Consider the following 20,434-nt stretch of genomic DNA (forward strand, 5'->3'; position numbering starts at 1 on the left):
TGCGCCGTGTCCTCGGATAATCACGCGCTATCGTTTCGACTCAAGCCCACAAATTTCCTGACATTCCCCGGCGCTACTACAAGATGCGCCATTTCGGCGGCAATCCTTGTGGTAACCGCGTCCGCGGCGCAGGCGCTAAGCCTCGAGGCGGCGGTGGAAAATTGCCGGATGACCGTCGGCCGCCCGATTGTTCAGGCCTGCATGCGCTCCTCCGGCGGCGCGGGCAATATGGAAGCCTGCCGTGCCCAGGCCAAGCCAACCGTGCGCGCCTGCGTCAAGGCTGCGCTGGACAAGGCCAACGGCCGCGCCAATGTCGCGGTTGCCATTCCAACCGAGGTCGCGCCGAAGGTGGCGCCCGGTAGCGCGCTGCCGGTCGGCTTTGTCGCGCCGCCGCGAACGATCACCGACATCACCGCGATCCTGGACAGCGAGAAGCCCGATCTCAAGACGATCGAGGAGTTGAAGTCGAAGGCCGATGCCAAGCCGGGCAAGGAATCGAGCGAGGCTCTCGCTCAATTCTATTTCGATCGCGCCAGTGCACGGACGCAGCTCGGCCGGCTCGCCGATTCGCTCGCCGACGCCAACAAGGCCATCGAAGTCGGCCGTGGTGCCGTGAGCGGCCTCATGATGGGAAGGCTGATCGCGCTTGCTGCCCAGCAGTACTCCGCCGCGGGAGATCCCAAGAAGGCGTTCGAGCTGTATCAGCGTCAGCTTCGCGAGGTCGCCAGCCAGAGGGGATCCCAAGGCTATCAGTTCGGCGCGAACCGAGCCATCGCGGGAATCCTGATCCAGATGGGCGATATCAGCCAGGCGGAGGGCTATCTCCGCCGCAGCCTGGCGCAGATTCAGGAATCCCGCACCAGCGGTTTTCCCGGCAGGCGCGCGGCCTACAATATCTATGGCCAGAATTGGGAGGCCCAATTGGAGATCGGCCGCGCAATGCTGGCGGAAGCGCGCGGCCAGTTCGGCGACGCCGAAGCCGCCTACAGGCTCGGCGAACTGCGCAACCGTGCAGCGATCAAGCCTCTGTTGAACTCGGAATATCCGCCTTCCGAGGCGAGCCTGATACTCGCGGTCGATTTCACCGTTCTCAGCCAGGCCCGGGTGAAGGCGCGGCAGGGACGGTTCGCCGAAGCCGAGGTCGATGCGCGCCGTGCGCTGCTCTCGCAATTGAAGAGTCAAGGCAAATACAATCCCACCACGCCGCGCTTTGTCGCGGGATTGGCCGGCATCCTCGTCGAGCAGGGCCGTTACGCCGAAGCGGAGCAACTGGCCCGGGTGAGCCTGGATATTACCCGGACGGTTGGCGTCGCTGAAGATTCTCTTTCGACTGTGCAGTTGTTGTCGCAGCTCGGCAACATCTTGAATCTGCAGCGCAAGGGAAAGGATGCGATCGCGGTCTTTGCGCAGATCGACAAGGCGATCGCGAAATGGGAGCCGGCGCGGCGAGAGGCTTTCGAACTCAACGGCGGGCGCATTTACTCGCTCTATGCCTCCGGCCAAATCGAAGCCGGCATTGCCGCGGCTGAACAGCTCCTGAAGAAGCAGATTTCCCGGGTCGGCGAAAATCATCTCGATACCGCCTCGGCGCGCGGCACGCTGGCGATCGGCTTGATGCGGGCCGGACGCGACCAGGATGCGATCCGCGAGTTCAGGACGGCGATCCCGATCCTGATGGCGTCGTCGCGCGAGAACGCCGATGACGACGACAGCACGGCGGTGGCGGCGCGCAATCAGCGCCTGCAGGGCATCGTCGAAGCCTATCTCAACATGCTGGCGCAGGAGAAGAACCTGTCCGGCGATGTCGGCGTCGAAACCTTCAGCCTAGCCGACGCCATTCGCGGCCGTTCGGTGCAGCAGGCGTTGGCGGCGTCAAGTGCGCGCGCCGCCGCCAAGGATCCGGCGCTGGCCGAACTGGTCCGCAAGGAACAGGACCTCGGCAAGCAGGTGAATGCGCAACTGGGAACGCTGAACAACGTGCTGTCGCTGCCGTCGCACGAGCGCGACGACAAGGGCGTTCACGCGATCAACGCCTCGATCAATGCACTGCGCGCCGAACGGTTGAAAGCGCGCCAGGAGATCAGCCGGCGATTCCCGGTTTATGCAGACCTGGTCGCGCCGAAATCGCCATCCGTGGAGCAGATCAGGGAGACACTGGCCGATGGCGAAGCAATGCTGTCGTTCTACTTCGGACAAAGCAGCAGTTTCGTCTGGGCGGTTCCGAAGAACGGCCCGGTCGCGTTCGCCGCGATCAAGGCCAGCAGCGGCGACATCGAGAGCAAGGTGCGCAAGCTGCGCGAGGCGCTGGAGCCGCAGGCGGCGATGATCTCGGACATTCCACCGTTCGATCTCAAGCTCGCGCATGAGCTTTATTCGCTGCTGCTGCAGCCGGTCGAGAGCGGATGGAAGCCAGCCAAGAATCTGATCCTGGTGACTAATGGCGCGCTCGGCCTGTTGCCATTGTCGCTGTTGCCAACGGCGCCGACCGAGATCCGCGGCGACGACGATCCGCTGTTTGCAAGCTACAAGGATGTGCCGTGGCTGGCGCGGACGCACGCGGTCACGACCGTTCCTTCGGCCGCGGCGCTGCGTACCTTGCGTCAATTGCCGCCCGGCAAGCCCAACCGCGGCGAACTGATCGCGTTCGGCGATCCTTACTTCAGCAAGGAACAGGAGGCCGAGGCTGACAACGCCGACAAGGTCAGGGTCGCCGATGCCTCCGGCAACACGACGCGAGGCGGTCCACTGAAGCGGCGCAACAGCCCGAAACTCGATGGCGTCGACAGCGCCGAACTGGCGATGTTGCCGCGGCTGCCCGATACGTCGGACGAGTTGAAGTCGATCGCGCTGGCGCTGCAGGCCGATCCGTCGAAAGTCCTCAACCTCGGCAAGCAGGCCAGCGAGCAGGCGGTGAAGACGATGGACCTTTCGGGGTTCAAGGTGCTGGCGTTCGCCACCCACGGTCTCGTACCCGGCGAGCTCAACGGCTTGTCGCAGCCGGCGCTGGCGCTGTCATCGCCCACTGTTACCGGAGGCGATGGCGACGGCCTGCTGACGATGGAGGAAATCCTTGGGCTGAAGCTCGACGCCGACTGGGTCGTGCTGTCGGCGTGCAACACCGGCGCCGGAGCAGGCGCCGGTGCCGAAGCCGCCTCAGGCCTCGGCCGCGCGTTTTTCTACGCCGGCACCCGCGCGCTGCTGGTGACCAACTGGTCGGTTCACTCGCAGTCGGCGCGTGAACTGGTGACCGATCTGTTCAGGCGCCAGGCGCAGGATCCCAAATTGACGCGCGGTGAAGCGCTGCGGCTGGCGATGATGGCTCTGGTGGACGGCCCCGGCTACACTGGTGCCGACGGCAAGACCGAATTCGCTTATGCACATCCGTTGTTTTGGGCGCCGTACACCATCATCGGCGATGGCGGCGTGAGATAATGTTGAAGGGCAGGGGGAGAACGATCGTGCGTATCTGCGGCTTGCGGTTTTTGCTGGGAAGTATTGCGATTATCGCCGCCGGAGCGCTGCCGGCGAAAGCGGCGCAGGTTTTGATCACGGCCGAGGAAGCCGCGCTGCCGCCGCCGAAAGGCGCGGTCGCGGCCGAGCGGCGCGGAATCACGCGGGGACCCAAGGTCGATCTCCTGACCGGCGGCGGACAGCTCCGGTCTCCGATGCGGCTTCAGCTTAAATTCGAACCCTATGGCGGGGCCAAGATCGATCCGGATTCGGTCAAGATGACCTATCTCCGGACCCCGAACGTCGATCTCACGTCGCGGGTCAAATCCTTCGTTGGGCCGCGCGGGATTGATATGCCGGAGGTCGAACTGCCGGCTGGCGAGCACATGGTGCGGGTCGACATCAAGGACACCGACGGGCGTGTCGGGACTACGAGCTTCATCCTGAAGGTCGTCCCCTGAGCGCCGCCTGTCCATACTGCGCGAGGGAAAATCCACCCGAGGCGCTGGTGTGCGGCTCCTGCTCGCGGGAGATCGCGGTGCCGCAATCGCTGATGGTGGAGCGTGACGAACTGGCGCGCAAGCGCGACACGTTGCGCCTCGAACTGGAGCGCGCGAAGAGCGAACTCGAGGCGCTCAGGCGCCGCAGAAAAAATCGGTCAGCCTGATGGAATGCCCGTTCTGCGCCGAAACGATCAAGGATGAGGCAGTCGTCTGCAAACATTGCTCGCGGGATCTGCGGATCGTACGCCCTGTCATCATCGAGATCGAGAAAATCGTCATCGAACTCGACGCGCTGCAGCGTGAACTCGATCGGACCAATGCCCGCATCGAGCGGATTCGGTCCCCTTTGCGATACTACGGCGTTCATTCGCTCGCCTATGTCCTGATCCCGGTCATCCTGCTGGTGGCCGCTCACACCCTCATCACTATCATCTTGGACATTACCCCGCTCTATCTCCGGCTTGCTTCGGTGGTCATTCCGCTGCCGTTTGGCTTCCTGATGCATTCGCATCTGAAAATCGGATGGCGCGGCGCTATTGCGGTCGGGCTTTTGACGGCGGCGATCGCCGTGACATGCATGCTCACCGTAACCGGCATCAACGACAACGTTCCGATCGTGCCCGGACCTTGGATCGAATGGCGAGAGGTGATCGAATATACCGCCAGCATCGCGCTCGCTTTCGCGACCGGCAACATTCTCGGCTTCCTGATTGTCGATGTGCTCCCGAAAACGGTGACGCAGGGCGGCGGCAAGCCCAACCCGCTTGCCTACAAGGCCGCAGGCCTGCTCGTCGGTCGGCATGTCGGCGCGGAGCACCTGCGCCGCCGCGCTCGGATCATTCAGGATCTGATGACGGCGGCCGGGCCCATGGTGGGTATCTTGGGGACCGCGGCCGGGTCCCTGTATGCCGGTCTGAAGGGCGTTATTGGCGGCTGAGCGCATTGACGCACCGCGAAAAATTCGCCTAATAATCCGCTCATGCCGGCCTTCGGCCGTTCCCTCCATCAGGTCTTATTTGCATGAACAAGGTTTATCCCGACGCCAAATCGGCACTCGACGGCGTTCTCAAGGACGGCATGATGATCATGTCCGGCGGCTTCGGTCTGTGCGGTATCGCCGAAACCCTGTCGGACGCGATCCGCGATTCCGGCGTCAAGAATCTGACGGTGGTTTCCAACAATGCCGGCGTCGACGGCATCGGGCTGAGCCGGCTGCTGGAGACGCGCCAGATCAAAAAGATGATCTCGTCCTATGTCGGCGAAAACAAGCTGTTCGCGCAGCAATACCTCGCCGGTGAACTGGAACTCGAGTTCAATCCGCAGGGCACGCTGGCCGAACGCATCCGCGCCGGCGGCGCCGGTATCCCGGCGTTCTACACCAAGACCGGCGTCGGCACGTTGATCGCCGAGGGCAAGGAAGTGAAGGAGTTCGACGGCGATAAATACATCATGGAGCGCGGCCTGTTCGCCGATCTCGCCATCGTCCACGCCTGGAAGGGCGACACCGCCGGCAACCTGATCTACCGCAAGACCGCGCGCAATTTTAACCCGATGATGGCGACCGCCGCCAAGATCACGGTGGCGGAGGTCGAGCACCTGGTTCCGGCCGGCGAACTCAATCCCGACCACATCCACACGCCCGGCATTTTCGTCAAACGCATCATCGAGGTCGGCACGGCCAAGAAGCGCATTGAGTTCCGCAACACCCGCCCGCGCCCATCGAGCGCGTCCGCGGCGGCAACGGGAGTAGAAATCTGATGGCCTGGACCCGCGAACAGATGGCGGCGCGCGCCGCGAAGGAACTGCGCGACGGCTATTACGTCAATCTCGGCATCGGCATTCCGACGCTGGTTTCGAACTACATCCCTGCAGGCATCGACGTCAGCCTGCAGAGCGAGAACGGCATGCTCGGCATGGGCCCGTTCCCCTATGAGGACGAGGTGGACGCCGACCTGATCAACGCCGGCAAGCAGACGGTCAGCGAATTGCCGTCGACCAGCTATTTCTCGTCGGCGGATTCGTTCGGCATGGTGCGCGGCGGGCATATCGATCTCTCGATCCTCGGCGCGATGCAGGTGGCGCAGAACGGCGACCTCGCCAATTGGATGATCCCCGGCAAGATGGTGAAGGGCATGGGCGGCGCGATGGACCTCGTCGCCGGCGTCAAGCGCGTCGTCGTGGTGATGGAGCATTCCGCCAAGGACGGCCCGAAGCTCTTGAAGAAATGCGACCTGCCGCTGACCGGCGAGCGCGTGGTCGACATGGTGGTGACCGACCTTGCGGTCTTCACCATCGACAAGCACGGCAAGGACGGCATGGCGCTGATCGAGCTCGCCGATGGCGTGACGCTGGATGAGGTAAAGGCAAAGACCGAAGCCGAGTTCCGCGTCGCGCTGAAGAACGCTTAACGTGATGGCGGGGCGGTCGCAACTTGCGATCCGTCCCGCGCGTCCCGAAGACGCAAGCTTCATTGCCCGCAACATCCTGTCCTCGCAGCGCGGCCCGTTCCCGCGCGGCTGGTTCGACATCGCGCTTGGCTGGGACGAGCCGCAATGCCTTGCGTTCGTCGAATGCATCGCGATCGCGCCAACGCAATCGTGGTGGCACATCACCCAATTCATCGTCGCTGAAGTCGAGGGTGAGCCGGCGGCATCGCTCTGCGCGCTGCCCGCTAAAGGCACCGAGACCGCCGCGCGGGCGGCGATCCAGGAGGTGGCGACCGCGATAGGGCTGAGCGCCGTCGATCTGAAGGCGATCTTCCGGCGCGGCGCCTATGGAGCGAATTGCTGGGTGCAGGGCGGCGAGGGCGACTGGCTGATCGAACATGTCGCCACACTGGCGGAATATCGCGGGCGGGGGCTGGTGCAGGCGCTGATCGGGCATGCTCTGGCTGCCGGAAAGACTGCGGGCTTCAATCACGCATCGATCTCGTTTCTGATCGGCAACGAGGCGGCGGAACGGTGTTATGCGAAGGCGGGTTTTGCATTCGCCGAAGAAAAACGCGATCCGGCGTTCGAAGCGTTGACCGGTTCGCCGGGCTTCCGGCGATTTGTGCGCGGAATTTAGACGCGTGTCGTCCCTGCGAACGCAGGGACCCATACTCCGCGGCCTCTCGTTTTTGGCGCTGGGGCCAGTTGCCTTCGTAACAACAACGGCCGGTGGTTATGGGTCCCTGCGTTCGCACTAGGGCATGCACACTTGTTGCGCCGCAAATACTCATGAAAAGCCAAGGGTTTTTGCACTTCTCAAGTGTTGCGACGTAGTTTTGCTGCGCGCGCTCTCCACCCCACCGAAGCGCTGGACTCCGATCTTGCGCGAAAACGCCAGCCTCGATTCCAAAATTTCGATGAGCTCGCATCTTCGATTCTAAAATTGCATATGAAGCCTGAATCGCACTGCAACATGTGTGCATCCACTAGTGCGTTCGCGGGGACGACGGAAATCTCAACTTCACGCCGGCCCGGCCGGTACGTCCGAAAATCGCGTCAGCCACGCCACCGGGCCGATACTGGCGGCAACGATCAGGAGCGCGGCAAGCGCGCCTTCCTCGAAACTGCCGCGGCTGGCGTACTGGTAGATCGAGGTCGCCAGCGTTTCGACGTTGAGTGGCCGCAACAGCAGCGTCGCCGGCAACTCTTTCAGGCAATCCACGAATACGACGATGACCGCGCCGAGCATGGCGGGGCGCAAGAGCGGCAGATGGATCAGCCGCATCGTCGTGGTCTGGCCGGCGCCGGCGGCGCGTGCGCTGTCGTCGTAGTCGTGCGGGATCCGCTCGAACCCTGCCTTGATGAATCCGGTCGGCACCGCCAGAAACCGGATCACATAGGCGATCACCACGGCAGCACCTGAGCCGACCACGATCAATCCCGGCAGCGATCGTCCAAGCCATCCGGCGAGTGCGTTCAGTCCGTTGTCGATGGCGAGCACCGGTGCGAGCAGGCCGAGCGCCAGCACCAGCCCCGGCAGCGTGTAGCCGGTCTGCGCGATGTTCATTGCGACCAAGCGCAACCCATTCGGCCGCCAGCGCCACGCGAGAATGGTCGCAAAGCCGAGCAGCAGCGCAGTCAACGTGGCAATGCTTGCGAAGGCGACCGAGTTGAATGCATCGCGCCACAGCGCTGCGTCGAAATTGGCAAAAAGCCCGCGCTTGAAACTCTGCTGCGCGAGGTACAATAGCGGCACAAGGAATCCCAGCACCACCGGCAGCAGGCAGGCCGCGAATGCACATCCGCCCTTGATGCCGGCGAGTCGGGTCCGCGGCGTGAGCCGCGGGCTTTCGGCGGAAAACTCCGTCGTGACATTGCGGCGTCCGTAACGTTCGACTGCGATCAGACCGGCCACGATCGCCAGCATGAAGCAGGACAACTGCGCGGCGCCGGCGAGGCTGCCGCGGTTGAGCCAGGTCGTGAACACCGACACCGTGAGGGTACGGACACCCAGATACTCGCTGGCGCCGATGTCGTTCAGCGTTTCCAGCGATACCAGCGCGACGCCGACCGCCAGCGCGGGACGTGCCATCGGCAGCGAGATACGCCAGAAGGTGGTCCAGCGGCTGGCGCCGAGCGTCTTCGCGGCCTCGGCGAACTCCGCGCTCTGGTACTGGAACATCGTGCGCGCCGAAAGATAGACGTAGGGGTAAAGCACCAGCGCGATCACAACGACCGCGCCCGGCAGCGAGCGCAAATTCGGAAGCATGCGCACGGCGTCCTGCAGTGGAAGCCAGTGCGCGAGTGTCTTGTGCACCAGGCCCAGCGGCTCGAACAGGTCGACATAGACGTAAGCCGCGAGATAGGTCGGGATCGAAAGCGGCAGCGGCAGCAGCCATAGCAGCATTTTCCGGCCGCGGAATTCATGCAGCGAAACCGTCCACGCGGTGCCGGTGCCGATCGCAAGCGACAGGACAGCGACGCCGCCGAGCAGGAGCGCGGTGTCGAGGATGGTGGCCGGTAGCACGTAGTCGATCAGGTGCTGCCAGACGTCAGGCGCCGGCTGCAGCGCGAGCGCAATGATCGAGATGACGGGGGCTGCGACGAGGATGGCGGTCGCAACCGCAATCGCTGCCGCGATGCGGCCCGGGCGCGTGACGGGACTCACGTCGACACACGAAGCGGGCTAAGGCCTCTCCGCTTGTGCAGGTGGGCTCCCTGCCCCCTTGCGGGGGAGGGCGGGGGAGAGGGCTGGCCGCGAGCGATGCTGCCCGTGTGGCTTACCCCTCTCCCTAACCCTCCCCCGCAAGGGGGGAGGGAACGCAGCGGTGCGTGGTGCGTGCTCACGGTTCTACTTCAAAGAAGATAGCAGCCGTTCAATTATCGAATCCGACCTTGTCCACCAACGTCGAGGCCGCCTTGCGGTTGGCGGCGATCTTGGCGATCGGCAGCGGGTCGGCATTGAGCTTGCCGTAGCCTGCAATCGTCGGATTGACGGCGACGCCGGCGCGAACCGGATACTCGTAGTTTGAGTCGGCGTAGATCTTTTGCGCGTTTTCACCGACCAGCCATTCGATCAGCTTGACGCCGTTGGCCTTGTTGGGCGCCTGCTTGGCCAGCAGCACGCCGGAGAGGTTGACATGGGTGCCGCCGCCTTCGAAGGTCGGCAGGACCACTTTCGTTGCTTCCGCCCACGGCTTCTTCTCGGGATCGTTGTTCATCATCAGCGCCCAATAGTAGGTGTTGGCGACACCGATGTCGCATTTGCCGGCCGCGATATCGCGCGCGACTTCGCGGTCGCCGCCGGAGGGCTTCTGCGCCAGGTTGGCCTTGACGCCGCGCAGCCATTCCTCGGCTTTGGCCTCGCCGTATTTGGCGGTATACGCCGCGAACAGCCCGTTGTTGTAGATGTGCTGGCCGGAGCGGATGCAGATCTTGCCCTTCCATTTGGGATCGGCGAGCTCTTCATAGGTGATCTTGTCCTGCTTGACGCGGTCCTTCGAGGCGTAGATCACCCGCGCGCGCATCGAAATGCCGGCCCAGTGGCCGTCCGGATCGCGATATTGCGCCGGCACGATCTCGTCGATCACCACCGACTTGATCGGCTGGGTGACGCCGGCCTGCACGGCCTCGTCGATGCGGCCGATGTCTACCGTCAGCAGTACGTCGGCGGGACTGTTGGCGCCTTCCGCCTTCATGCGCTGCTCGAGACCAGAACTCGCGGAGACGACATTGACCTTGATGCCGGTGTCGTTGGTGAAGGCATCGAACAGCGGCTGGATCAGCTTGGTTTCGCGGTAGGTGTAGACGTTGACCTCGCCGTCGGCGAACGCCGTCGAGGCTCCGAACGCGGTAAGACAAAGCAACGCTGCGGTTGCGGCGGTAGCGCGAATATTGATCATGGGGCTGCCCGACTAAGCTGATGAAGATGCCCGTCTCAGTAGCGCAGCGGCCATGGTGCCGTCAGCGACCGGATGTCGCGAACGGCTCGATTTAGAAGGATTCCACGCTATAGTTTAGAGCGATTCCAAACATGGCGAGCTGTCGCACCATGCGACCCGTGAAGCACGGCGGGGGCGCAGATAACCGGGGCACGACCTATCGGCTGTCAGCAGCGAGGTCGAAATCGACAGCGGCGGTGTTGCCGCCGCTGATGATGACACCAACGCGTTCGCCGGCGGCGGGCTTGTAGGTGCCCGACAGGATCGCGGAGAACGCTGCTGCGCCGCCCGGCTCTGCAACGATGCGCAAGGCGCGCCAAAGCGTCGCCTGTGCGTCGGCGATCGCGGCGTCGGAAACCAGTACGGATTGTCGCGCATATTTCTGGACGATCGGGAAGACCTGTTCGCCGACGCGCCGCGGCGCAAGCGAATCCGCAGCCAGCCCGCCGGCCTCGGCATCGATTGGATGGCCGGCTTCAAGGGCCCTGGTCAACGTGGGCGATGCAAGCGGCTCGACGCCGACCACCTTGATGCGGCCGGCATACCAGGCCGCGATCCCGGCGATCAGCCCGCCGCCGCCCACCGCTACAAGCAGGGTATCGATGTCCGGTGCCTGCTCCGAGAGCTCAAGGCCGATCGTTCCCTGTCCCGTCATGGTTTCCTTCTGGTCGAAGGCCGGCACCGGCAATGCGCCGGTTTGCTGCGCCCATATCTCGCTTGCCGCGAGCGCATCGGCATAGCGGTCGCCTTCGATCGCGAGGTCGGCGCCATAGTCGCGGATGCGTTGCACCTTCGCCGGCGAAGCGACGCTCGGAACGAAAATCTTGGCCGGCTTGCCGAGCTTCATCGCGGCATAGGCGACTGCCGCGCCATGGTTGCCGCCCGACGCCGCGACGACGCCGGCCTGCGGCACATCGCGGGTCAATAGATTGGCAAAAGCGCCGCGCGCCTTGAACGAGCCGGAGTGCTGAAGAAGCTCGAGCTTGAGCGTCAGCGTACGGCCGGGAAGCCCAAACTCGGCGCCATCGACCTCGACGACCGGCGTCCGCCGGATAAAGGGCCGGATCAGCCGCTCGCATTGGACGATCAATTCCGACGTTACGACATCCGCTGACGCATCCATTGCAACGACTCCCAAGGCTTTATCGATCAAGGCTCGATTGACATGAATTAGTCATTTAGCTAATTAGCAATAGGGCTTCTTTCGAGGATGACGTCGAGTCTGCTTTTCGCGCGCTCGCCAGCGATCGGCGGCTGTTGATCCTGGAATGGCTGAAACGCCCCCGGGCGCATTTTCGCCCGCAGGTCGACGGCGACCTCGTCAAGGACGGCGTGTGCGGGGTCTTGATTGCCGAAAAGCTCGGCGTCAGCCAACCCACCGTGAGCGAGCATCTGAAGATATTGTCGCAGGCGGGACTGGTGAGCGCCAAGCGCGTCAAGCAGTGGACGTTCTACAAGCGCGACGAAGCGCGCATCGCCAAGCTGAAAGCCGCCATGCTCGAAAAGATCTGATGTTCGGTCGTGGGCTGCGCCAGCGCGCGCCGACGCCGGGCGCTCCGTGCCGACATTTTGAGCAGCGAAGCGCACGTTATCCGTTCGACGTTGGCATCATCAGTGCCTAGTCTTGGCTGGAGCGGAGATGATGCCAATGCGCGCGGTACTGGACTATTGCACCGGAGGAGTGGAACGGGAGGTGCCGGCCAGCACCGTTCTCATTTACGAGGGCGGCAAGACCGGGCATCTCTTTGTCCTGATCCGAGGGCGGCTTGAGGTCATCAAGGGCGACAGCGTCGTGGCCGTCCTCAGCGAGCCGGGGGCGATGCTGGGCGAAATGTCGGTGCTGCTCGAGCAGCCCCATACGGCGACCGTGCGCGCCGCTTCCGATTCGGTGGTCTACGAGTTCGACGACGCCGCGGCGTTCCTGCGCGACCAGCCGGCGGTGGCGGTGTTGATCGCGCGGTTGCTTGCGCAGCGCCTCAATGTCGCGACCACCTATCTCGCCGATCTCATGCATCAGTATGGCGACCACGGTAACCATCTCTCGATGGTCGGCGAACTCCTGCAGAGCATGATCAACCTGCCGCCGACGCAGGTTTCGCCAGGCTCGGATCGGCAATCCGACTCCAGACTCTAGCTGCATTGGTAGCATCGGCTAGCGGCTTTTCCTGAGCAGTTTCTTCGCTTGTTCGATTTCGGGGAGGTCTTGCCCCGCTTCAAAATCGACGAGCGTTCGCGCGACCACCTCGGATCCGGCCGCTTCCCGGCCGTTGTTGATGCAAAGACGCGCAAGTCCAATTGCGCTGCGCAATTCGAAAGCTTTCGTCTGCTGGCTTCGGGCTATCTCAAGCGCCCGGTTAAAGGCGCTTTCGGCCCCGTAGAGGTTCGTCGGGTCGCGACGCAACAGAAGCTCGCCCCGAGCACGATGCAGTTCGGCATCGAGCCAATGCTGACCAGACTGTTCCGTCACGTCGATCAACTCGCGCAGTATCTCCAACCCAGCGTCCGTTTGTCCTGCCGCTGCATTCGCCATGGCAACCTGCATTCCCCAAAAGGGTTCGCAAAGGTAACAGTCATTCTCATGCAGCAAGGTCCAACCTCGACGCATTTCCGCAAGCCCGGCCTCTCGGTCGCCGGCGCGCCACTTTGCAAGGCCAGTGAGGTATGTGCCCGCGGCTACATACAGCGGCATCGTATGGTCGCGAGCGAGGGCGAGCGCAAGGATTGTCTCTGTTTGCTGTAACGGCCCGCCGCACAGTCCGTCGAAAACCGCCTTATGGACGAGCGCATTGGCTTGGGAGAGCGCTCGCTTTTCTCCCGAGGAACGCACCGCTTCCGCGGCGAGCCGGCGCGCGCGATCAATCTGTCCGATCGGCCAAAGCACCAGAGCAAGAAATCTCATGATGACGAACGGCAGGTCCAGCGTTGAAGCCCTGAAGGTCTCCAGATTCGGTTCCGCACCATAGGCCGCAAGCGCCTGCTCAAGATGCGTTCTCGCGTTCATATAGTCGCCGCCGAACCAGCAGGTCGCCCCGTTTGTCCAATGCGCGACAACTGCGGCCACTGGGGAGTCCGGGTGCCTATTGGCGGCGTTCATGGTTGCATCCGCCAACTCCCACATCGGCGCGATCTCGCCATGCGTCAGACAGGCATTGAACAATCCCGAATAGATCGGCGCCAGCTCAACCGGATCATTGATATCAGCCGCGAATTGCCGGGCGCGCGTCCACGCGGCGACGGTTTGGGGGGCGCTGTGCCCGAGGCTGCCCCGCAGCGCGCGGCTGTAGATAATTTGAAGATGAAGCCGGCTCATGGTTCGGCCCGGGTCATCCGGCAGCCCGTCGGCAATTGCAATTGCCTTGCCGAGATGCGCGATTGCCTCGGTATAGGCGGAGCGCTTGAGCGCCTGCTGGCCTGCCTTGAGCCACCAATCGAGAGCAACCCCGTCGAGTCCCGCCTCGGTGAAGTGATAGGCCACGACTTCGGGCTCGGTCTCGGCGACGGCCGGAAACTGATCGCGCAGCACATCGCCAATATGTTTGTGCAGCAGTTGCCGGCGGCTCTTGAGCAGGCTCTCATACGCCGCTTCCTGGACCAGCGCGTGCTTGAAGCTGTAGCTCGCTTCCGGCGGCGTCCCGCGGCGCAATAGCAGTTCGGCCTCTTCCAGTTGCCTCAACGCGGTGTTCAGCGTCAGATCATCGCGCCCTGCCACACACCGCAGCAATGTGTATGAGAAGTCGCGGCCAATGGCGGCGCCTATCTGTGCCACTTCCTTGACCGGCGCCAGTCGGTCAAGGCGCGCCATCAGCGAGTCTTGCAGCGTCGCGGGAATGGCGAGTGGCGGTAGCGGACGATCAAGCCGATAGCGCCCGGCATCTTCCACCAGCAGTCCGGATTCCAGTATTGTCTTGGTCAGTTCCTCGATAAACAGCGGGATGCCATCCGTCCTGTCGATAATCCGCGTCATCATTTCGCCTGGCAGCTGTCGACCGACGGTCACCTGCTCGATCAGAGTGCGCGCGTCCTGCCGGTCAAGTCGGTCGAGCCGCAGCAGGCTGACATTGGCGAGACCCGCCCAGGGCGGCTCGAACTCGGGCCGGAAAGTCATGAGCGCGAGGATCGGCAAGCCCCTGATCCGGTCGACCGCGAGATCGAACAGCTCAAGTGTCGTGGCGTCGGCCCAATGCATATCCTCGCAGACGATCAGCACAGGTTGCTGCCGGGCCAAACCCTCGAGCTGATCGAGGAGGGCGGCGAACGTCTGTCGCCGCTGCTGCACCGGATTCAAGCCGATCGGCGGATAGCGCTCGCCCGTTGCGATCGAAAGAAGTGCTGCGATCAGCGGTGCCGCGTTGGCCACCTGCTGCGTTCCAAGTGCAAGCATTGACTCAAGCTTGTCGAGCTTTTGCTCGGGCGTGTCCTGTGACCTGATACCGGCGCCGCGCTCGAGTTGAGCGACAAAGGGATGAAGCGCACTGTTGATGTGGTAAGGCGAGCACTGATACCGCACCCGGCAGTGTGCCCCCAACACAGGGTTCTCGCAGAGCATTGCGACCATGCGCGATTTGCCGATCCCGGCCTCGCCGGAAATCAATACCACCTGACCTTGACCCTGCCACGCCAGCTGCTGGCGCGAGAGCGCGAATTCGATTTCTGCCTTACGGCCGACAAAGCCCAGCGAGCGCGCCGTGCGCACCGCCTCGAAGCGACTCTCCGACGCCGCCCCACCTTCGACCGCCCAGACCGCGATGGGTTCGGAGATGCCCTTGACCTGGCGCAGGCCGAGGCCACGGAAAGTGAACAATTCTCCAAGCAGCTCGCGCGTCGAAGCAGCGACGATAACCGCCCCCGGCTCAGCCAGGCCCTGGAGCCGGGCGGCGATGTTCGGCGTATCGCCGACCATCGCCTGCTGCTCCGACGCGCCTCCGCTGATGAGGTCGCCCACCACGACAAGTCCAGTCGCGATCGCGATCCGCACCTCAACCTGTTCCGCGCGCGTTTCGAGCGGCCTTATTGCGGCGATCATGTCGAGCCCGGCTCGCACGGCGCGCTCGGCGTCATCCTCGTGCGCGCGGGGGTAACCAAAATAGGCGAGCACTCCGTCGCCGACAAACCTGGCGATGCTGCCGTCGTAGGTGGTAATAACTCTGGCGCAGGCCGTCCGATAGGCGCGGATCACCTCCCACATGTCCTCTGGATCAAGGCGAGCAGACAGCTCAGTCGAGCCGACCAGATCGCAGAACATCACGGTGAGGTGGCGTCGCTCGGCATCATGCCGACGAGCCGGCTCGTCGACTAACTCGACTTGCTTGAGTTCGGCGATCGCGCGCAGCATCTTGCGGCGATGGCCGAGCAGGACTCCGAGTCTATCGAAGTCCTGATCCGTTAGCTCGGGAAGGACACCGATATCGATTCCATTCTCGGCAAAACGCAACGCGTATTGTCCAAGCCCAAGCTTCTCGAGCCAGTCTGCAATCTGCTGCATTGGCTCCACCGAACTGTTCTGGCTGGCGGCTGGCCGGATTTTGGACTACTGCTAAAAAAATGCCATTCAATATTTGCGGGATGCGGTATTGGGCTGCGGGCTCATCAAAAAATCACGTGCAACAACCAGGCTGATATGATCGACGACGCCGGCAAATTGAACGGGAGCCGGCGACAAAAATTCGCGCAGCATCTGTCTTCAAAGCAACACGACAACTCGTTGCGCAACACGCGCGTTGCGCCACTAACGTTCGGCTGCGAACAATCTGACGCTTTCTGTGATGCCCTTGAGGGAATGACTGCCTTCATCGTGAAACCGGATGTTCGAGCCTGCGACAAGATCACGGACGGTATTCGACACCAGAACCTGCCCGGGCTTTGCCATCGTCGCAACGCGTGATGCAATGTGGACCGCGATGCCGCTCAGATCAGTATCGGTGATTTCGATCTCGCCGGTGTGAAGGCCGGCCCTCACCTGCAGCCCAAGCGCTTCAACGCCCTCATTGATCGCCAGCGCGCACCGGATTGATCGAGCCGGCCCGTCAAAGGTTGCCAGGAAGCCGTCTCCCATTGTCCTTACTTCATGCCCTCTATGTCGCAAGATCTCCCGCCGCACGAGAGCGTTGTGCCGGTCAAGCACATCGTGCCATGCGCGATCCCCGATCGTCTCGGCACGCTTGGTTGAGTTCACAATGTCAGTGAACAGAACCGTGGCGAGCACGCGATCAGATTCGATTGCGCACCGCGATCCTGTCAGAAACTCCTCAACCTCATCCAATGCCCGTTCTGTTTCGCCAGTCCACAACAGGTGATCGCTGCCGGGCAGTTCAAGATATTTTGCGTTGGGGATTTGCCGGGCCATGAACCGGCCGGCTTCAACGTTGACGCGAACGTCCCCTTGTCGATGAATGATTAACGTTGGCACCTGGATCGACGGTAGGACTGGACGGACATCGATTTCGCTGTTCATTCGCATAAGTGCGACAACCGCAGAGGGACTTGCACCGAGACGTTCAAAGCGGGCCCATGCCAGCTTGAACGTCTCATCTGATGCCACGCTGGGCGCGAACAAACGGAGGCTCTCGCCGGTCCCCCAATTCTTCTCCATGCGTTCCAGGGCGCCTTCGATTTCGTCCGGCGGCAAAACCCACGAGCGGAAGTGGCCATAGGCGCCATACAGGACCAGTGCTCGGGTGCGTTCCGGGTAGGTGGCCGCGAACAGGACTGACATCGCGCCGCCTTCGGAGATGCCGAACAGGGCGGCCTGCTCCGAGCCCACGGCATCCATGACGGCGCGAACGTCATCCATGCGCTCTTCCAGGGTTGGCACGCCAACCGTCCTGTCAGAAAGCCCGGTGCCGCGCTTGTCGAACATGATCAGGCGGGCGAAGGCCGCCAAGCGGGTCCAGACTCGCGCACGATAGGGTTCTTCCCAAGCGACATCGAGGTTGGAAATGAAACCGGGAACGAACACGAGGTCGAGCGGCCCTTCGCCGACAACCTGATAGGCGATGCGAACATCACCGCTCTTTGCGTATTGCGTTTTCGGAACCATTGCACATCACTTCACATAACGTGGCGTGATCGGCTTCCGGTGAGCAGGTGCGATCTAAATCTTACCAGCTTGCCGCGGTGCGCGGAAGCCAAAACCGCGTAGCTCGGCTTCGGCATGCGGTAATCGGCTGCTGCTTACCAGAACAGCCATCACACAAACCAACTTCAATGTGCTGCTCCGTGCATGGTCGCGCGGTGGCCGAGTGGCCGGCCTCGTACTTCGTAGCGCAGGACCCACGAGCGTCCAACGAACGATACGGGTACAGTCCTGCGCTGTCACACGGGCCTTTTTCGAACTTCTCCGGTGCTTGTCGATGAGGAGAAAAGCGGATCGGCGATCCGACCCAAAGATATAAGCCAAGGCGGCGGCGTCTCGATCGTTTTCGCCGGCCGCCGCAAGGGCGCGCGCAAATCGATGCGCTGCGCTTCACCGGCGGCAATCCAGAATGCTGCGCTCTCGTCGAGATCGATCACGATATAGACCGGCGGACGGCCATGCTGCAGGCCGGTGTTGAAGACCCAAGTTGTGTCGAGGCGGTCGAACCACGCGCCGTCGGGGATGAAGGGCGACTGATGCACATGGCCCGATATCACCATCGACGGCTGGTATTGCGCGATCCATTGCACCAGTTCGACGTCGCCGAAGAACCGCTTGCCGCCCCAGCTCGTCGGCGAATTCGCAGGCGGCGCGTGATGCACCCAGATCCAGCGTTCCGCCCGCTCGAGCGCAGCATCACGAAGCTGAGTTTCGATGCGGCTCTTGAGCAGCGGCCCATCCCACCACGGACACACCGTGAAGCGCGTGCCGCCGATGGTCAGGCTGTCGCCGTCGCAGGCGATCCCGAGCTCGCGGACGTCACCGATCCAGCGCGCGATCTTTTCGCCTTCCGCGCTGCGCTCGTCGAGGTCGTGATTGCCAGAGCAGAGAATTACGCGTGTCTCTTGGGACAGCAGCGACAGGTATTTTTTCACCACCAGAATCTGCGCGCGGAAATCGACGAACGAGGAGATATCGAGCGCGTCGCCGGCAAAGATGACCACGTCGAATTCACGAGCCGCCGCAAGCAGCCAGTCAAATTGCGGCAGCGAATAATGCAGATCGGCAACAACGAGGCAGCGCATAATGATCAAATCCAAATATGCCCGGGAAACAGGCGATCCGCAGTCGGATGCATTCAGGCAGAGTGGATTCGAGCAAGAATTGTGCCGACCCTGATGTTCAGACAGGACCGGTCCCCCGATAGAAAGATTACTGGCAGGTCCGAAATGGGCCGGATATCGGACATATCGTAGATATGGCAAATCGACGCGACCCTGAACGGACTCGCGTGCGCCCCAAAAAGGGCCAATCAATTGCGCGCCTCTCGATCAGCATTGATCAACTTTTGAAGCTTGCCTGGGTCGAAAGCCTCATGAGAGTCAAGCACGCCGCGAACGTAGGATAGCAATGCGCTTCGCTCTACTGAGGGTCGCTCAACGATCTGGATTCCTTTTCCCCGGTCGTACATGTGGCCATGCGAGAAAAAATTCGCGCGCGCTGCGGCGAGCGAGTAGCTCCCGTTCGGTCCTCCCCAAACCTCATTGACGCTTACATCGCCCTGACCATCATCTTCCCACCAGCAAACGCAGCAGATTTCCCATGCACTCCTCTCGGAAAGAGTAGGAAATCCACAGCACGGACAAGGGAATAAAGGGCTGGGCGGCATTGGGAGGGGAGTTTACCTGTAAGCCCGATGGTTTGTCATGGGGCCCCTTGCTGAAAAGACGCCGTCTCGGTTCGGCTTCTGGCGCCCTGGGCAGAAGTGGCTGCATCGATCTGTAAAGTCCGATCTTGGGGGAAAAGCGGATGCGCATTCTTAAGCCGGCGATGTCGCATTTTGACCCCAAGCTGACGTTGAAGTGGGAGGAGGTCAGAACGGCATGGTTGCCTTGGCGCCGGCAGCGTTCGCTTGGATCGTCCGCCGAAGCGTCCATCATAGAAAAGCTTGACCGAGGTACCGTGAAGATCCAGCACATCGACCCTGCTTACACATCAGCCACAACATCGTCGATGCCGGTGCCGATCAATTTCCGCACCCTTCAGGTTAGGCGAGCACAGCATAGATGCGGTTCTCATCGGCGGCGTTCCTACCGGCGAAGAGAAACTTAAAATCCTGCCATCCGCCGACCCCGACGACCACCGGGCTCGAGACATTACCGGGAGTTCCGTCGTCCCTATAGGACAGCAGTTCGCCGTTTTGGTTCACAGCGTAGATGCGGTCCTCACCGGCAACGTTCCTACCGGAGAAGAGAAACTTAAAATCCTGCCACCCGCCGAACCCGACGACCATCCATGGGTTCCCGGCAAAGAGATTACCGGGAGTTCCGTTGTCCCCCCAGGTCAGCAGGTCGCCGTTGTGGTTCACAGCGTAGATGCGGTTCTCACCGGCGACGTTCCTACCGGAGAAGATAAAATCGAAAGACCACGCACCAACTTGGGGCCCGATAACCACCGGGCTCCCGTGTTTGACATTACCGGGAGTCCCGTCGTCCCCATAGGACACAAGTCGGCCCCCGCTGGCCACACCGTAGATGCGGGGCCAACCGGCGAGGTTTACACCGGAGAAGAGACGCCAGAAATCCTGCCATCCGTGCCGGACCCCGACGACCACTGGGCTCGAGACATTACCGGGAGTTCCGTCGTCCCCATAGGACAGCAGGTCGTCGTCTGGTCTCCTCACAGCGTAGATGCGGTTCTCACAGATCGCCTGATCGCAAACGTCCAGAGCTGGCCTAACCAGCGCGTTGCCCGTCATCCGGCCGCCCAGGCCGGTCGGCTCGAACCGGCGAACATTCCTACCGGAGAAGAGAAACTTAAAATCCTGCCACCCGCCGAACCCGACGACCATTGGGCTCCCAACGTTGACATTACCGGGAGTCCCGTCGTCCGCATAGGACAGCAGGTCGCCGGTCCCGAACGAAGCATTTGTCCTGGCCATGAGCTCCTCCTCTTTCGACATGGCGCGTGTTGAATACAGTCAGACAATTGGACTTGCGGCGGCAGAGGTCGGTTCGCAACGCAGGCTTCAATGGTTTG

18 protein-coding genes are annotated in these 20,434 nt (G+C 62.4%); 9 read left to right on the forward strand and 9 right to left on the reverse strand.

Going from position 1 to position 20,434, the window contains the following annotated elements:
- Positions 1-168: 168 nt before the first annotated feature.
- The 7 genes from V1278_RS07690 to V1278_RS07720 all read left to right on the forward strand — a co-directional run bounded on the left by V1278_RS07690 (position 169) and on the right by V1278_RS07720 (position 7,019).
- The gene (locus V1278_RS07690) at positions 169-3,432 is read left to right on the forward strand and encodes a CHAT domain-containing tetratricopeptide repeat protein (RefSeq protein WP_334380187.1); all 3,264 of its coding nucleotides are present in this window, start codon (positions 169-171) and stop codon (positions 3,430-3,432) included.
- A gap of 26 nt (positions 3,433-3,458) precedes the next feature.
- Entirely contained in the window at positions 3,459-3,911 is a 453-nt protein-coding gene (locus V1278_RS07695; RefSeq protein WP_334365016.1) for a hypothetical protein, read from the forward strand.
- Between the two features lie 77 nt (positions 3,912-3,988).
- A complete protein-coding gene (locus tag V1278_RS07700; protein ID WP_256441645.1) occupies positions 3,989-4,117 on the forward strand; it encodes a hypothetical protein in 129 nt (42 codons plus the stop codon).
- Positions 4,117-4,890 carry a hypothetical protein gene (locus V1278_RS07705; protein WP_334365015.1) on the forward strand — a complete coding sequence of 258 codons (774 nt, stop codon included), beginning with the start codon at positions 4,117-4,119 and terminating at the stop codon, positions 4,888-4,890. The genes V1278_RS07700 and V1278_RS07705 overlap by 1 nt, the downstream gene beginning before the upstream one ends.
- Before the next feature lie 83 nt (positions 4,891-4,973).
- The gene (locus tag V1278_RS07710; protein ID WP_334365014.1) at positions 4,974-5,711 is read left to right on the forward strand and encodes a CoA transferase subunit A; all 738 of its coding nucleotides are present in this window, start codon (positions 4,974-4,976) and stop codon (positions 5,709-5,711) included.
- Positions 5,711-6,361, forward strand: a complete 651-nt coding sequence (locus tag V1278_RS07715) for a 3-oxoacid CoA-transferase subunit B (RefSeq protein ID WP_334365013.1) — start codon at positions 5,711-5,713, stop codon at positions 6,359-6,361. Before V1278_RS07710 ends, V1278_RS07715 begins: the two co-directional genes overlap by 1 nt.
- A gap of 4 nt (positions 6,362-6,365) precedes the next feature.
- Positions 6,366-7,019 (forward strand): GNAT family N-acetyltransferase, encoded by a 654-nt coding sequence (locus tag V1278_RS07720; protein ID WP_334369026.1) that lies wholly within the window; start codon positions 6,366-6,368, stop codon positions 7,017-7,019.
- Positions 7,020-7,403: 384 nt separating this feature from the next.
- Here the strand turns inward: V1278_RS07720 and V1278_RS07725 are convergent, their stop codons facing one another.
- From V1278_RS07725 to V1278_RS07735, 3 genes are all read right to left on the reverse strand, one after another.
- Entirely contained in the window at positions 7,404-9,050 is a 1,647-nt protein-coding gene (locus tag V1278_RS07725) for an ABC transporter permease (RefSeq protein ID WP_334380188.1), read from the reverse strand.
- A gap of 208 nt (positions 9,051-9,258) precedes the next feature.
- A complete protein-coding gene (locus tag V1278_RS07730; RefSeq protein WP_334365011.1) occupies positions 9,259-10,284 on the reverse strand; it encodes a Fe(3+) ABC transporter substrate-binding protein in 1,026 nt (341 codons plus the stop codon).
- 196 nt (positions 10,285-10,480) lie between these two features.
- Complete coding sequence (locus V1278_RS07735; protein WP_334380189.1) at positions 10,481-11,446, reverse strand: threonine/serine dehydratase; 966 nt, start codon at positions 11,444-11,446, stop codon at positions 10,481-10,483.
- 134 nt (positions 11,447-11,580) lie between these two features.
- Between V1278_RS07735 and V1278_RS07740 the strand changes: the two genes are divergently transcribed.
- Both V1278_RS07740 and V1278_RS07745 read left to right on the forward strand, forming a co-directional pair.
- Positions 11,581-11,835, forward strand: a complete 255-nt coding sequence (locus tag V1278_RS07740; RefSeq protein ID WP_334380190.1) for an ArsR/SmtB family transcription factor — start codon at positions 11,581-11,583, stop codon at positions 11,833-11,835.
- Between the two features lie 136 nt (positions 11,836-11,971).
- On the forward strand, positions 11,972-12,457 hold the full coding sequence (locus V1278_RS07745; protein WP_334380191.1) for a Crp/Fnr family transcriptional regulator: 486 nt from the start codon (positions 11,972-11,974) through the stop codon (positions 12,455-12,457).
- Positions 12,458-12,475: 18 nt separating this feature from the next.
- Here the strand turns inward: V1278_RS07745 and V1278_RS07750 are convergent, their stop codons facing one another.
- The 6 genes from V1278_RS07750 to V1278_RS07770 form a co-directional block, all read right to left on the reverse strand.
- On the reverse strand, positions 12,476-15,805 hold the full coding sequence (locus tag V1278_RS07750; RefSeq protein ID WP_334380192.1) for an adenylate/guanylate cyclase domain-containing protein: 3,330 nt from the start codon (positions 15,803-15,805) through the stop codon (positions 12,476-12,478).
- A gap of 66 nt (positions 15,806-15,871) precedes the next feature.
- Positions 15,872-15,997, reverse strand: coding sequence for a hypothetical protein (locus V1278_RS07755; protein WP_334380193.1), 126 nt, complete (start codon positions 15,995-15,997; stop codon positions 15,872-15,874).
- Positions 15,998-16,048: 51 nt separating this feature from the next.
- Positions 16,049-17,359 (reverse strand): adenylate/guanylate cyclase domain-containing protein, encoded by a 1,311-nt coding sequence (locus V1278_RS07760; protein WP_334380194.1) that lies wholly within the window; start codon positions 17,357-17,359, stop codon positions 16,049-16,051.
- A 275-nt stretch (positions 17,360-17,634) separates the two neighbouring features.
- Complete coding sequence (locus V1278_RS07765; protein WP_334380195.1) at positions 17,635-18,480, reverse strand: metallophosphoesterase family protein; 846 nt, start codon at positions 18,478-18,480, stop codon at positions 17,635-17,637.
- 227 nt (positions 18,481-18,707) lie between these two features.
- Positions 18,708-19,064 carry a CPCC family cysteine-rich protein gene (locus V1278_RS36835; protein WP_442893676.1) on the reverse strand — a complete coding sequence of 119 codons (357 nt, stop codon included), beginning with the start codon at positions 19,062-19,064 and terminating at the stop codon, positions 18,708-18,710.
- 378 nt (positions 19,065-19,442) lie between these two features.
- Positions 19,443-20,336 (reverse strand): tachylectin-related carbohydrate-binding protein, encoded by an 894-nt coding sequence (locus V1278_RS07770; RefSeq protein ID WP_334380196.1) that lies wholly within the window; start codon positions 20,334-20,336, stop codon positions 19,443-19,445.
- Positions 20,337-20,434: the final 98 nt, after the last annotated feature.

The sequence above is a fragment of the Bradyrhizobium sp. AZCC 1577 genome, from assembly GCF_036924575.1.
In the GTDB taxonomy this organism is placed as follows: Bacteria; Pseudomonadota; Alphaproteobacteria; order Rhizobiales; family Xanthobacteraceae; genus Bradyrhizobium.